General features: G+C 42.2%; 11 protein-coding genes and 1 pseudogene. All 12 read left to right on the forward strand.

The window, feature by feature from the left end; genetic code table 11:
- Nucleotides 1-6 precede the first annotated feature (6 nt).
- Entirely contained in the window at nucleotides 7-2,463 is a 2,457-nt protein-coding gene (gene priA / locus D8S85_RS20720; RefSeq protein ID WP_106624184.1) for a replication restart helicase PriA, read from the forward strand.
- A 337-nt stretch (nucleotides 2,464-2,800) separates the two neighbouring features.
- Nucleotides 2,801-3,793, forward strand: coding sequence for an AAA family ATPase (locus D8S85_RS20725; RefSeq protein WP_106624185.1), 993 nt, complete (start codon nucleotides 2,801-2,803; stop codon nucleotides 3,791-3,793).
- Nucleotides 3,794-3,897: 104 nt separating this feature from the next.
- On the forward strand, nucleotides 3,898-4,776 hold the full coding sequence (locus D8S85_RS20730) for a DUF58 domain-containing protein (RefSeq protein WP_106624186.1): 879 nt from the start codon (nucleotides 3,898-3,900) through the stop codon (nucleotides 4,774-4,776).
- Nucleotides 4,777-4,802: 26 nt separating this feature from the next.
- The gene (locus D8S85_RS20735) at nucleotides 4,803-5,837 is read left to right on the forward strand and encodes a hypothetical protein (RefSeq protein WP_106624187.1); all 1,035 of its coding nucleotides are present in this window, start codon (nucleotides 4,803-4,805) and stop codon (nucleotides 5,835-5,837) included.
- An 82-nt stretch (nucleotides 5,838-5,919) separates the two neighbouring features.
- Nucleotides 5,920-6,912, forward strand: a complete 993-nt coding sequence (locus tag D8S85_RS20740; protein ID WP_106624188.1) for a vWA domain-containing protein — start codon at nucleotides 5,920-5,922, stop codon at nucleotides 6,910-6,912.
- A gap of 77 nt (nucleotides 6,913-6,989) precedes the next feature.
- Nucleotides 6,990-8,042 carry a VWA domain-containing protein gene (locus tag D8S85_RS20745; RefSeq protein ID WP_106624189.1) on the forward strand — a complete coding sequence of 351 codons (1,053 nt, stop codon included), beginning with the start codon at nucleotides 6,990-6,992 and terminating at the stop codon, nucleotides 8,040-8,042.
- Nucleotides 8,043-8,059: 17 nt separating this feature from the next.
- Nucleotides 8,060-8,893 carry a tetratricopeptide repeat protein gene (locus tag D8S85_RS20750; protein WP_106624190.1) on the forward strand — a complete coding sequence of 278 codons (834 nt, stop codon included), beginning with the start codon at nucleotides 8,060-8,062 and terminating at the stop codon, nucleotides 8,891-8,893.
- Between the two features lie 47 nt (nucleotides 8,894-8,940).
- Nucleotides 8,941-10,758: a BatD family protein gene (locus D8S85_RS20755; protein ID WP_127075672.1), complete on the forward strand. Its 1,818-nt coding sequence runs from the start codon at nucleotides 8,941-8,943 to the stop codon at nucleotides 10,756-10,758.
- Between the two features lie 61 nt (nucleotides 10,759-10,819).
- Nucleotides 10,820-11,575 (forward strand): tetratricopeptide repeat protein, encoded by a 756-nt coding sequence (locus D8S85_RS20760; RefSeq protein ID WP_106624191.1) that lies wholly within the window; start codon nucleotides 10,820-10,822, stop codon nucleotides 11,573-11,575.
- Between the two features lie 252 nt (nucleotides 11,576-11,827).
- Nucleotides 11,828-12,793: a ParM/StbA family protein gene (locus tag D8S85_RS20765; protein ID WP_127075674.1), complete on the forward strand. Its 966-nt coding sequence runs from the start codon at nucleotides 11,828-11,830 to the stop codon at nucleotides 12,791-12,793.
- A gap of 118 nt (nucleotides 12,794-12,911) precedes the next feature.
- Nucleotides 12,912-13,289, forward strand: a complete 378-nt coding sequence (locus tag D8S85_RS20770; protein ID WP_106624193.1) for a bactofilin family protein — start codon at nucleotides 12,912-12,914, stop codon at nucleotides 13,287-13,289.
- A 122-nt stretch (nucleotides 13,290-13,411) separates the two neighbouring features.
- A pseudogene (locus tag D8S85_RS20775) lies at nucleotides 13,412-14,497 on the forward strand (DNA polymerase III subunit gamma/tau); the annotation flags it as partial.
- Nucleotides 14,498-14,501 lie beyond the last annotated feature (4 nt).

The following is a 14,501-nucleotide window of genomic DNA, read 5'->3' on the forward strand; positions in this document are numbered from 1 at the left end:
ATTCGTTTGTTGTACGCAGATGTCATTATCCCTCTGGGAGTGGAGAGTTTTTTTACTTATTCGGTACCGGAAGAATATGAACATTCGGTAACGGTAGGTACGCTCGTGGTCGTTTCATTTGTTAAGAATAAACGTTACACGGGTGTTGTCTACGCGTTGCATACGAATCCGCCTGTCGGGTTTGAAACGAAACCGATAGAACGGGTTATAGAGGAAGGTTTTGCTCTTTCTGCTTCTCATTTGAAATTTCTATTGTGGCTTAGTGAATATTACATGACTCCACCGGGAGAGGTCACGCGTGCCGCATTACCTGTTTCGATGCGTTTGGAGAGTTACACGAGTTTGAGTTTGGTGAATGGTTGGGAAGAAAAACTGGCAGATGAAAGTGAATTAAGCCGGGAAGAGAGAGAAATTATGGGAGTTTTTCGAGAAAGAGGCGAGATGTGTATGGCTGAAGTTGAAAAGCTCTTGAAGAGAAAGGATGTCTATGTTGCTGTTCGAGCTTTGTTGGAAAAAGAAATTATCGGGATTAAAGAGTCGGTAGATGATTTGTTCAAACCGAAAGTTGAACGTTGGGTGAGATGGAAACGAAAGTTTTCGAGTGAAGAGTTGGACGGGATTCTTGATGGTTTGAAACGGGCAAAGGCTCAATACAAGATGTTGTGTGATTGGGTATATTATAGTGACGAGCATCACGTAGAGTGTTTGCCTAGAACGGAGTTTGTTCAGAAAATCGGTAATTCTGTCGCGGCTTTGAAGGGATTGTGTGAACGGGGCGTGTTGGAGGTTATTGTGCGAGAAGTCAGTCGTTTGGAGGTGTCTGAAGAGGAAGTGGGGGAGGTACATGCGTTGTCGGAGGCACAGGAAAAGGTGTTGGGCGATATTCTGGGATGTTACTGGGAAAAAGATTGTGTTTTGTTGCAGGGGGTAACTTCTTCGGGTAAAACGGAAATATATATTCATTTGATACAAGAGACGCTAAGGCAAGGGAAGCAGGTGTTGTATTTGTTGCCGGAAATCGCCTTGACCGTGCAGATCGTGAAGCGATTGCGACGGGTTTTCGGAGATCAAGTCGGTGTCTATCATTCGGGTATGGCCGATAGTGCCCGGGCAGAGATGTGGCGTAAACAGAACGGTACGAATCCTTATCCCGTGGTGTTGGGCGTGCGGTCGTCCGTGTTTTTGCCTTATCAGCGATTGGGATTGGTCATTGTTGACGAGGAGCATGAAAGTTCTTACAAGCAAAAAGAACCGGCACCCCGCTATAACGGTCGCGATGCCGCGATCATGCTCGGCAAGATGAGTGGGGCAAAAATATTGTTGGGGTCTGCAACCCCTTCTTTTGAAAGTTATCAGAATGCATTGAGCGGGAAATATGGTTTCGTGCAACTGACAACCCGCTACGGGGAAGTGATGATGCCGGAGTTGTTGTTCGTGGATATGAAAGAGTATCGTCGTAAAAAGATGATGAAAGGGTGTTTTACTCCGGTTTTATACGAGGAGATGAAACGGGTGTTGGAGAACGGGATGCAGGTGATTTTATTTCAGAATAGACGGGGATATTCGACTTATTTACAATGTGACCGTTGCGGTTCTATCTTGAAATGCAAGCATTGCGATGTGAGTATGACTTATTATCGCTATCGGAATACGCTGAATTGTCATTATTGCGGGAGTTTGCGGGCAGTTCCGGCCGTGTGCCAGGATTGTGGGCAGGGACATTACGTGAATCGTACCCCGGGAACGGAACGGATCGAGGAAGACGTGAAACAGTATTTTCCGGAGGCCCGGGTTGCCCGGATGGACTTGGATGTGATAAGTAATAAGGCAAAGTTCAGGGCTTTGATCGATGATTTTGAGAGTGGAAATTTGGATGTGTTGATCGGCACTCAGATGGTGTCGAAAGGGTTGGATTTTGAGCGGGTGAAGCTTGTCGGGGTGATGGATGCCGATAGTCTGGTCGGTTTTCCCGATTTTCGGGCAGAGGAACGGGCCTATGATATGTTGATGCAGGTGAGCGGGCGTAGTGGGCGTAAGGGAGAACGCGGTAAGGTCGTGATCCAAGTCGTGGATAGGCAGAATCGGGTGTATCAATTGGTGGGGAAGGAGGATTATCATGGGTTTTACACCCTGTTGTCCCGGGAACGGGAGATGTTTAATTATCCGCCTTTTTCCAGGTTAATCCAGATTGAATTGAGGCATGTGGATGAGGTGGTTTTGAGGAATGCGGCAAATGAGCTTGCCCGACAGATGAGGGAACGATTGGAGCGCAGGGTATGCGGTCCGGCAGAGCCGGATGTGTCCCGGGTGAGAAAAATGTATCGGATTCAGATATTAATTAAGGCAGAGCAAGGACTCTCCCTGTCAAAGTTGAAAATATTTTTGAAACAAAAATGTGATGAATTGGCAAAAACTCCCGTGGGTAAGGGGGTGCGGGTTTATTTTGATGTCGATCCTTTGTAATGGGGTATTGTTGGCATAAAAGTCTGGATTTATCTGTTTTTCGAGAACGATCTGTTAACAAGTGTGTCGTGAGAAAAGGGCAAATGTTAAAGAATAGGTCGTATTTTACTTATAAACCGTATTTTAAGGCAGGATTAAAATTTATTTGGGAAAACCTTAAAGTTTATCTTAACATTATTTAGTATCTTTGATTTTAACATTTGGCGGAATAATCTCTATTTTTGGAAAAACGGAAAACGGTGGAGATGTAAATTCACTTTTGGGGAAAATTGAAACCGAAGAGGAATATTTGACGTTAGACGAAGTAGTAATATAAATCAATATAAAAATCAATGATATGAATACGGTTGATATCAAAGCATTGAACGAGCGCATACAACAAGAGAGTTCTTTTGTGGATATGATTAGCATGGAGATGAACAAAGTGATCGTTGGACAGAAACACTTGGTGGAAGGACTGATGATCGGTATGCTTTCTAATGGACATATTTTGTTGGAGGGGGTTCCCGGTTTGGCGAAGACCTTGGCGATAAATACACTAGCACATATTATTAATGCTAAATTTAGTCGAATCCAGTTTACCCCGGATTTGTTGCCGGCCGATGTTATCGGTACGATGATTTATTCTCAGAAGAGAGAAGAGTTTGTGGTAAAGAAGGGACCGATTTTTGCAAACTTTATTCTGGCGGATGAGATTAACCGAGCTCCGGCAAAGGTGCAATCGGCTTTGTTGGAGGCCATGCAGGAACGTCAAGTGACTATCGGGGATATGACTTATAAGTTGGAAGAGCCATTTTTGGTCATGGCAACCCAGAACCCGATCGAGCAGGAAGGTACTTATCCTCTTCCCGAGGCTCAGGTTGACCGTTTCATGTTGAAAGTGGTGATTGATTACCCGAAAAAAGATGAAGAAAAGTTGATTGTTCGTCAAAATTTGGAGAAAATCTATCCCCAATCTAACACGATCTTGCAGCCGGAAGATATTTTAAGGGCTCGTGAAGTGGTGAAGGAGGTTTACTTGGACGAGAAGATCGAGAAATATATTGTTGATATCGTGTTTGCAACCCGTTATCCGCAAGAGCATGGTTTGGAGAAATTTGTTTCCATGATTGCTTACGGGGCATCGCCTCGTGCTAGTATCAGTTTGGCTAAGGCTGCACAGGCATACGCTTTCATCAAGCGTCGCGGATATGTGATTCCGGAAGATGTCCGTGCTGTTTGTCACGATGTTTTGCGTCATCGTATCGGTTTAAGCTACGAGGCAGAAGCCAACAATTTAACTAGTGAGGATATTATCAGTGAAATTCTGAATACGGTTGAAGTGCCTTAGAAATTGAAGATTGAAAATTGAAGATTGGAAATGACATGTTTTCAATCTGAGATTTCAATGTGATTTAGAGTGAATTTAAAATCTATAAATCTAAAATTAATAAGGTGGAGACTTCAGATTTATTAAAACGTGTCAGGCAGATAGAGATAAAGACTCGGGGATTATCGAGCAATATCTTCGCGGGGGAGTATCACACGGCTTTTAAAGGTCGGGGAATGACGTTTAGCGAGGTGCGAGCTTATCAATACGGGGATGATATCCGGAGTATTGACTGGAACGTGACCGCTCGTTACAACCATCCTTATGTGAAGATATTCGAGGAAGAACGTGAGTTGACGGTGATGCTGTTGATTGATGTGAGTGCCTCGCGTAATTTCGGCTCGGTATCGAAATTGAAAAAGAATCAGATTACCGAGATTGCGGCCGTGCTGGCTTTCTCTGCTATCCAGAACAACGATAAGATTGGCGTGATCTTCTTTTCTGACCGGATTGAGAAATTTATTCCGCCCAAGAAGGGACGAACACATATTTTGCATATCATTCGGGAATTGGTGGATTTTTATCCGGAGCACAAGGAAACGAATATTTCTGTAGCGTTGCAATATTTGACAAATGCTATTAAGAAGCGGTGTACTTGTTTTTTGATTTCCGATTTCATGGACGATCACGATTTCGAACACCCGTTGATTATTGCCAATAAGAAGCATGATGTGGTGGCTTTGCAATTATATGATCGGAGAGAGAAGATATTGCCTCCTGTCGGGATGATGTACTTGACGGATGCTGAGACGGGAGAAAGTGTTTGGGTGGATACTTCCGATAAGAAAGTGCGGGACGAGTTCGAGGCGTATGGTATCGAGCGTGACAAAGAGCTGGATCGGATATTCAAACACGCCGGTGTCGATATGGCATCTATCAGCGCTGATGAAGATTACGTGAGAGCATTGATCACGTTATTCAAGAAAAGAGGGGCCGGGTATTAATTGAACATTGAAAATGGAGAATTAAAATGAAAAATAGAATTATTCTATTCGTAATTGTTCTACTGGGTTGTGTCACTGCATTGAAAGCACAGAATCGAGAATATAGTGCCGAGATTGACACAAATTATATACTGATCGGGGATCAGATTCATTTCCGGATGAAGGTAAAGGCTGAACCGGGAGTGAAGGTGGCGTTTCCTCAGTTGAAGGATACGATAGTGCAAGGGATCGAGATTATATCCGGACCAGTTCGTGATTCTATCATGGAAAAGGACGGGCGGGTGCTCGTGCAGGAGAGTTACGTGATAACTTCTTTTGATTCGGGCGTGTTCGTGATTCCGCCAATGCCTATCGAGATTCAACAGGAAAGTTATAATAACACGCTTCGGACGGATCCGTTACACTTGATCGTGAATACTTTCGTGGTCGATCAGCAGAAAGGGAATTATGACATCGTGATGCCGTTGGCTGCCCCATGGACATTTGCCGAGATATTGCCTTATTTGTTATGGACGTTGTTGGGAGTCGTGGTGATTCTTCTGGTTGTCTGGATTATAAAAGTTCGGAAATCCCGCAAGAGTCTTTTCCATCATGAGAAACCTGCAATTCCACCGTACGTGTTGGCCATGAAGGCTTTGGAGGAGATCAAGAAGGAGAAGTTGTGGCAGAGTGGAAAGACTAAAGAGTATTACACGCAGTTAACAGACACGATTCGGAATTATTTGGATGGAGAATTGGGAATTTCAGCCATGGAACAGACTTCTTTTGAGACGTTGAAGGCTTTGGAGGAGTGTGAGCAAGTAGATGCCAAACAAAGGGATAAGTTGGCAGATATGTTTGAAACGGCTGATTTCGTGAAGTTTGCCAAAGCGGAACCATTGCAGGATGAGAATATCCGAAATTTGGATATTGCCTATGATTTTGTACAGGAAACGAATGATACAATTCGAGCCGAGCATGAGAAAGAACGTCTGGAGCGGGAGCTGAAAGAACAGCAGGAGAGGGAGGCGAGAGAAAAGGCGGAGAAAGAAGCCGGAGGGGAGAAAGACAAAGAAAATTAATTTATGATTTACGATTTGTGATTTATGGTTCGTTTGTAATCAAAATCTTAAATCTGAAATTATTAAATCTAAAATAGAAGATATGTTTGGATATGAATTTGCAAATCCCGAGTACTTTTGGTTGTTGTTGGTGCTGATACCAATGATTGTCTGGTACATATTCAAGGAGAAACGCTCGCATGCTGATTTGAAGTTTTCTTCAATTCGGGTGTTCAAGCAAATGAAACGGGGAAGTCGGATCTGGTTACGCCATTTGTTGTTTGCAGCTCGGGTTTTGGCCATTCTATTTTTGGTTCTGGCGTTGGCTAGACCGCAATCCAGCACGAGTTGGCAGACCTATAATAGCGAGGGGATTGATATTATGTTGGCATTGGATATTTCCGGTAGTATGTTAGCACGAGATTTTACTCCCGACCGTTTGGAAGCAGCCAAGGAGGTGGCAACTAAGTTTATATTGGAACGTCCTCAGGATCGTATCGGGTTGGTTGTTTTTAGTGGGGAAAGTTTCACACAAAGTCCTTTGACAACGGATCAAGCCGTGTTAGTCAACGTGATGAAGGATATTCATAGCGGGATGATTGAGGATGGAACGGCCATTGGTCTTGGGTTGGCGAACGCAGTGAATCGTTTGAAAGATAGTAAGGCGAAATCCAAGGTGATAATTCTTTTGACGGATGGAGTTAATAACCGAGGGGCAATTGCACCGATAACAGCGGCAGAATTGGCAAAAACTTTTGGCATCCGGGTTTACACGATCGGGGTCGGATCTTTAGGCGAGGCTCCCTATCCCGTGCAGACACCTTTTGGGACGCAATTGCAGCGTATGCCGGTTGAGATAGATGAGGATATATTGACCCAGATTGCCAATATGACGGGTGGTAAATATTTCCGGGCAACAGATAACAAGAAACTGGAGCAAATTTATCAGGAGATTGATCAATTAGAGAAGAGTAAAGTAGAAGTGAAACATTTCAGTCGTAAGAATGAACAGTATTTCTATTTTGCTTTGATCGGGGCTTTGTTACTGATCGTGGAGGCTTTAGGTCGATATACGTTATTGAGGAAAATCCCTTAATTGAAAATTTTAGATTGTAGATTGGTACAATCCAAAATTTGAAATCTAAAATCATTAAATTTAAAATTGAAACGGTTATGTTTAGATTTGCACATCCTGAATTATTATACTTGCTGATTATTATACCCTTGTTAATTGTTTTTTACGTGGTAGCAAGGATTCGGAAGAAAAAAGCGATTGCTGAATTTGGGAGTCCTGAATTATTGGCGACATTGATGCCATTGCAATCTTATAAGCGGGAGACGTTGAAGTTTGTGCTTGTTCTGATAGCTTTGTTTTTCGTCATTCTTGGGGTTGCAGGTCCTCAATTCGGGTCAAAATTGCAGCAGGTAAAGAAAGAGGGCGTGGAGTTGATTATTGCATTGGATGTGTCGAATTCCATGATGGCGCAGGATATAAAACCTAGTCGGTTGGACGCGGCAAAACAAGCTATTTCCCGCATGGTGGAAAAATTGAGTGATGATAAAGTCGGGTTGATCGTGTTTGCAGGGGATGCTTACGTGCAATTGCCGATCACGACGGATTATTCTTCAGCTAAGTTGTTTTTATCGGGAATTAACACCGATATTGTCCCGATACAGGGTACGGCGATAGGAACGGCAATAGACTTGGCTGCCAAATCATTCACCCCGGACACGGAGGCTTCGAAAGCGATTATCGTGATCACGGATGGAGAAAATCATCAGGATGATGCGGTTGCCGCGGCTAGAGCAGCCCGGGAGAAAGGTATTTATGTACACACGATCGGGATGGGGTTGGCACAAGGAGGACCGATTCCAGAAAAGGGAAATCCGGGACAATACATGAGAGATGGAAGTGGTAACCCGATCATCTCCAAGTTGGACGAGGAGACGTTGAAGGAGATAGCCAAGGCCGGAGAGGGGATATTCGTGCGGGCAAGCAATTCGAACGTGGGGCTAAACACGTTGTTGGATGAGATTGATCGAATGGATAAGACGTTGTTGGAAGAGCGGGTGTTTAGTGATTATGCTGAAAAATATCAGTATTTTTTGATTATGGCGTTGATATTCGTGTTGCTAGATTTTATGGTATTGGGCCGTAAAAACAAGAATTTCTTGAAGATCAATATATTTGGAAGCGAGACGAAAAATGTTGAAACGAATCGGTAAATTTTAAACGAGATATTATGGTGAAGATATTGATAACGCTGATAGCAGCTGTAGTTATAAGTTTTCCGTCGGTTGCACAACAGGAGCGAAAGTTTATCCGGGAAGGAAATGATCTGTTTAATAAACAGGATTTTGAAAAGGCAGAAGTGGAGTACCGTAAGGCTTTGGATACGGAGGTAAAATCATACGAGGGAGCGTTTAATTTGGGGGATGCGCTCTATAAACAGAAGAAGTTTGACGAGGCATTGCAACAGTTCCAATCGTTGGCCCAGAATGAAAAGGACAAGGAAAAGTTAGGAGAGTTGTATCACAATATCGGGAATACTCTTTTGGCTATGAATAAGTTGGATGAAAGTATCGAGGCTTATAAACAGTCGTTGAGGAATCGTCCGAATTCTCAAGAGACAAAATATAACCTGGAATTTGCTCGTAAGCAGAAGCAAGATCAACAAAATCAGGATCAAAACCAAGATCAGAATAAGGATCAGAATAAGGATCAACAAAATCAAAATCAAGATCAAAAACAGGATCAGAACAAAGACCAAAATAAGGACGATAATAAAGATCAAAATAAAGACCAGCAAGATCAGAATAAGGATCAGCAAGATAAAGATAAACAGGATCAAGATAAGCAAAACCAAGATCAGAATAAAGATCAACAGAATAAAGACCAGCAGAATAAGGATCAACAACAGCAGGAACAACAAGCTCAGCCTAAAATCTCGAAAGAAGATGCCCAACGTTTGTTAGAGGCCTTGGAAGCGGACGAAAAGAAAACACAAGAAAAGGTACAGAAAGATAAAGTTCAAGCTCAAAAGGCAAAGAAGATGAAGATTGAGAAAAACTGGTAATTTTGTACGTTTTTCAGAAGGATAATAAAGAATTAAAAGATAAACAAATGAAGTCATTCATTATCATATTGTTATTATGCGTTTTTGGTGGGTCTAAGTTATTTGCCCAAAAGACAGAATTTGTTGCCTCCGCACCTTCCGTTGTGGAAGTCGGGGAACAATTCCGTCTTTCCTTCGTGTTGAACGCCAAGGGGGAGAACTTACAGGTGCCCACGATAAAAGGATTTGATTTACTGGCAGGGCCGTCGTTGAGCACGTCTTCTAATATCACGATTATCAATGGTGATATGAAGCAAAATCAAGAGTACACGTATACTTATATTTTGGAGGGGCAGGAAGAAGGAGAGTTTACGATCGAGCCTGCCACGATTACGGTGAACGGTAAAGAGTATAAGTCCCAGCCCTTGAAGATAAAAGTAATCAAGGGTTCAGGGAAACCTCGGAGTAATGCCCAAAGTTCCGGGGATATTTCTGAGAGTCGGGGAAGTACTTCGATTACGGATGATGATTTATTCATACGCATGGAAGTGAGTCGTAACTCCCTTTACGTGGGAGAGAGTTTGACCGCCACGTTAAAAGTATATGCCCGGGTAAATCTGGTTGATGTACAGGGGAAAAAGTTTCCGCCTTTTGATGGGTTTCTGACTGAAGACGTGAAGATTCCCCAGATACAATTGGAACGAGAGGAGTATAACGGGAAAATATACGATCGGGTAGGCGTGTTACAAAAAACAATTCTTTTTCCGCAACATGCCGGGACATTGACGATCGAGCCTTATGAATTGTATTGTCTCGTCCGCCAGCGAGTGGGTAGTCGCGGTGGTAGTATTTTTGATGAATTCTTCGGAAATTCCCGTGATGTCCGTGTACTCTGCAAGAGCCAACCTGTGAAAATTACCGTGAAACCCTTACCCGAAGCTGGGAAGCCGTTAGGATTTAGCGGTATGGTGGGAACTCTTGCCATGACGACTTCTATATCAACGGATACTTTAAAGGCGAATGATGCTTTGACGTATAAGGTCGTATTACGTGGGAATGGGAACATGAAATTGTTGGAGGCTCCGAAAATTACTTTCCCGCATGATTTTGATGTGTATGATCCGAAAGTAACCCGGGATCTAAGCGGGACGTCTGGAACTGTCACCTTTGAATATCTCGTGATACCTCGCTACGCGGGTGATTACAAGATTCCTGCCGTGCAGTATTCTTATTTTGATCCTCAGGCCGGTGCTTATAAGATGTTGAAAGGAAAAGAGTACGCTGTTCGGGTTGAAAAGGGAAATGAAGGCAGTCAAGGATCCGGAGAAGCAGCTTTACAGTCATTCAAGAAAGAAGATGTCAGGATGTTGGGGCAGGATATTCGCTATATCAAGACCCATAAGGATGATCTCCGGCTGAAAGGCGTGTTGTATTTTGCCACGATGGAATACTGGTTGAGTTTTTTGATCCCGTTTGTACTTTTCGTGGTAGGGATGATTCTTAATCGTCGTCGGATCAAGGCAAATGCCGATTTGGTACGGGTAAAGAGTAAGACGGCGAATAAAATGGCTCAGAAACGTTTACGTGCAGCTGCAGTTGCGATGAAAGCCGGAAATTCCGAGTTGTTCTATCAAGAGACATTAAATGCTTTGTGGGGATATGTAAGTTATAAATTGAACATTGCTGCCTCAGAATTGAATCGGGATAATATTAGTGATCACTTGACTCGTCGGGGGACAAATGCGGCGTTAATTCAGAGTTTTATCGAGGTGCTTGATCATTGCGAGTATGCTCGCTATGCCCCGGGTGCTAATCAGGGTGAAGAGATGGATAGCGTGTACAAGGATAGTATATCCATTATCACGAAATTGGATAAAGCGATATGAAAACTAAAAACTAAAAGTTAAAAGCTAAAAGCTAAGAACTAAAAACTAAAAGTTGAAAAGAATGAAAAGGATATATATAATATTGATATTGCTCTTATCCGGTGTGGCAACTTATGCCACTGATGTAAAGGCGCTGGCGGAGGAGGCAACTAAAATGTATCAAGAAGGCGACTATCAGAAAGCGATTGATTTGTATAACGAGATGTTGTCTGATGATATGGAGTCTGCGACCGTGTATTATAATTTGGGAAATTGTTATTACAAACAAGGGGAGATTGCGAAAGCCATATTGAATTACGAGCGTGCTTTGTTGTTGCACCCAGGTGATAATGATATAAAATATAATCTGACGATGGCGCAAAAGGCCACGGTTGATAACATCAAGGTGTTACCGGAACTTTTCCTGGTACGTTGGTATAATGCTTTTGTGACTGCTTTTACGGCTGATCAATGGGCGTACGTGTCTGTTATTCTTTTTATAGGGTTTCTGATTATGGCAGCCTTGTTCTTCCATGCAACATCTATATCTTTAAAGAAAAGTTGGTTTACTTTAGGGATAATCATGTTGTTGGTGTCCGTGATGACCATTTTCTTTGCGTTGAAGCAATATCACCGGATGACCGATAGGGATAGCGGAATTGTAATGACTCCCAGCGTGGTGGTACGCGGGGCTCCGGATAATAGCGGGACCGAATTGTTCGTGATTCATGAAGGACTAAAAGTGCAGGTTATTGGAACTCTTGGAGATTGGTACAATGTTCGTTTAGCCGATGGAAACGAAGGATGGATCGCTAAAACGGATTTGGAAAAAATCTAGTAGAGGGAGTACTTCTAAGGGGAGGGAGTTTGACCAGTTCAGCACGTGTAAAAGTGGTGAATTAAGTGAAGCATGAAAGGTTGTCTAATAATATAAATGCAACGAAATATTATTTCGAATAATAGATCAACACAACACGTTGATTCTTAGTTTCGAAAAAATAAACCTTTTCATTCGCAATTTGCGAAAATTGCTTATATTTGTATTTCAGAAAAACGATCGTTTAACAAAATAAATAATAACTAAAAGTATATGATGAAGTCATACTGTTTCCCAAGCACCTATGAGTTTACAAATCAAGAACTTTCAAATGTTGCAAACAATCTTTTGGATGGAATAAAAATAAAGATTAACGAAAACGATTATATTGTTGGAAATTTAGCTTTGCGGGAAGGTTATTCCCCTCATAAAAATATCAATTCAGCTCCTACTGAGGAAGAATATCAATTGTTGTTGAAAGCCGGTTTGTTACTGGCGGCTTCTCAAGGTGACTTTGCCATGAATTTGACCGTGGGTTTCCCGTTCTCTACATATATGCTGTATCGAGATGAAGTTCGAAAAATAATAGGAACGGAGCAAACGATCACTTTTGATGGTGGAACATTTGGCCAAGCTGGATTGGAAACAAAGAAAATAAATATTGCAGAGGTAGATGTTATTCCGGAGATTGTGGGGTGTATTACGGCAGTTCGGGAGGGAAGTATACGTGCGCAAGGTAATTTTTTCATGATAAGTCTTGGATTTGGAACTTGCGAGGCGGTTGTAAGTACTCCTTCTGGGATTGTGAATCGTTCTGCAGTCAGTATGAACGGGGTTCGTTATGCGGTACAATTGTTCGAACATGAATTATCCAAGAAGTTTTATTTGGACTTGAAGACGGAACATCAACTGGATGTCTTGTTTCAAGAAGGTCGGGTTACAATAAATAGAGTTCGTCATGATGTTGCGGATCTGCGTAAGAAGGTATTGAGAATGTACTACAATGACGTTATCTCTCCTCGTTTGAAAAAAGCGTTTACAGATGATGATTTTAGTAAATGTAATCAGATGTTCGTGGCCGGAGGTGGTGCTTATTATCAAGATTTGATAGATTGCATCAAAGAAGAATTCGGAAACTTCTTGTCTATATCTGTTTACCCGGAACCGGAAAAATGTGCGTCTCATGGTTATTGTCTCCATTCAAAATCGAAATTGGGAAATGCTTACTTGCTAACTTAGAGTCTCTTGATCCTGATGCGTTTTTGAAAAGTTCTGCTGCGCAGTTGGCTGTCGGCTTGGATGTGGGGAATGCTAGCACTTGCGTAACATTTGTTGAATGTAATGATTAATCAAAGGTATGTTTTTTAGAAAGAGAAAGAAAGATCGAAATGAATCTGACGAAGAGGTGCAGGTTGATGCATTTATAAATTTGCCGACCAAAACGACTATTACCGGAGATTTACGTGCGGAAAGGGCAGTTCGGATAGATTGCGATTTTAAAGGGAATGTTATAACAACGGAACGGGTAGTGATTTCTAAAGAAGGGCAAGTCGAAGGAAACGTAAAGTGTTCTTCTGCTTTGATTTCCGGTAGGGTGAAAGGAAATATTGTGGCATTGGAATCTCTGACTTTGAAAGTTCCGGCTCATATAAAAGGAAATATTTTGACAAAAAATATTTATATCGAACCGGGAGTTGTTATTGATGGTGTTTATAAAATTATAGAAGAGAAATAGTACATCGTTTCGAGTGATAGAAAAATTATTGGGTTTTGTGGCTTGATAAATCATTTTACTTTATAAATTTGTGATCCGGTACAGTAATAATCGTACCGGATCACAATTTGTTATAGATTATCATGGAAAATTTTATTGTTTCGGCACGTAAATACAGACCAGCAAGTTTCGACACGGTGATCGGGCAATACTCGATTACATCCACTTTGAGGAATGCAATTCTTAATAAACAACTGGCTCAGGCTTATTTGTTTTGTGGTCCTCGTGGGGTGGGTAAAACAACTTGTGCCCGTATATTTGCCAAGACGATTAATTGCATGAATCTACAACCGAATGCCGAGCCTTGCAACGAGTGTGAGTCATGCAAGGCGTTTAATAGCGGGCGTTCGTTGAACATTCACGAGTTGGATGCAGCCTCAAACAATAGTGTGGATGATATTCGAGGTTTGGTTGATCAGGTGCGCATCTTACCACAGGTGGGGAAATACAGCGTGTATATTATTGATGAGGTACACATGTTAAGTGCCTCGGCTTTTAACGCTTTCTTGAAAACATTGGAAGAACCGCCTGCCCATGCTATTTTTATTTTGGCAACGACCGAAAAGCATAAAATATTACCGACCATTTTATCACGTTGTCAGATTTACGATTTTAACCGGATAAAAGTACCCGATACGATCGAGCATCTAAAACGAATTGCAGTCAAGGAAGGAGTACAGGCAGAGGAAGAGGCGTTGAACGTGATCGCACAGAAGGCCGATGGGGCTATGCGTGATGCTTTGTCGATTTTCGACCAAGTTGTGAGTTTCTGCGGGAAAAACTTGACCTATGATAAGGTGATCGAGAATCTGAATGTGTTGGATTACGATTACTATTTTAAGTTGACAGATTTATTCCACGATGGTAAAGTGGCCGAGGCGTTTTTGCTTTTTAACGAGATTATGGAAAAAGGTTTTGATGCCGGTAATTTGGTTTCCGGATTAGGACGTCATTTCCGTGATCTATTGGTTGCTAAAGAAGAGATTACCGTGCAATTGTTGGAAGTGAGTGCTTCTATCAAAGAACGTTACCTGAAACAAGCGAAAACTGTAACTCCCGAATTTATATTTGATGCCTTGAAAGTGATCGAGCAATGCGAGATGCAGTATAAAATGCGTGTGGAGAAGCGTTTATGCGTGGAACTTACCTTGATCAAGTTGTGCCAAATTAATG

It is taken from the genome of Butyricimonas faecalis (assembly GCF_003991565.1).
Lineage (GTDB): Bacteria > Bacteroidota > Bacteroidia > Bacteroidales > Marinifilaceae > Butyricimonas > Butyricimonas faecalis.

Excerpts from the sequence above, each read along its gene's own strand:
- D8S85_RS20725 (WP_106624185.1), top strand. The coding sequence starts at position 2,801 with ATGAATACGGTTGATATCAAAGCATTGAACGAGCGCATACAACAAGAG.
- D8S85_RS20735 (WP_106624187.1), top strand. The coding sequence starts at position 4,803 with ATGAAAAATAGAATTATTCTATTCGTAATTGTTCTACTGGGTTGTGTC.
- D8S85_RS20740 (WP_106624188.1), top strand. The coding sequence starts at position 5,920 with ATGTTTGGATATGAATTTGCAAATCCCGAGTACTTTTGGTTGTTGTTG.
- D8S85_RS20745 (WP_106624189.1), top strand. The coding sequence starts at position 6,990 with ATGTTTAGATTTGCACATCCTGAATTATTATACTTGCTGATTATTATA.
- D8S85_RS20750 (WP_106624190.1), top strand. The coding sequence starts at position 8,060 with ATGGTGAAGATATTGATAACGCTGATAGCAGCTGTAGTTATAAGTTTT.
- D8S85_RS20755 (WP_127075672.1), top strand. The coding sequence starts at position 8,941 with ATGAAGTCATTCATTATCATATTGTTATTATGCGTTTTTGGTGGGTCT.
- D8S85_RS20760 (WP_106624191.1), top strand. The coding sequence starts at position 10,820 with ATGAAAAGGATATATATAATATTGATATTGCTCTTATCCGGTGTGGCA.
- D8S85_RS20765 (WP_127075674.1), top strand. The coding sequence starts at position 11,828 with ATGATGAAGTCATACTGTTTCCCAAGCACCTATGAGTTTACAAATCAA.
- D8S85_RS20770 (WP_106624193.1), top strand. The coding sequence starts at position 12,912 with ATGTTTTTTAGAAAGAGAAAGAAAGATCGAAATGAATCTGACGAAGAG.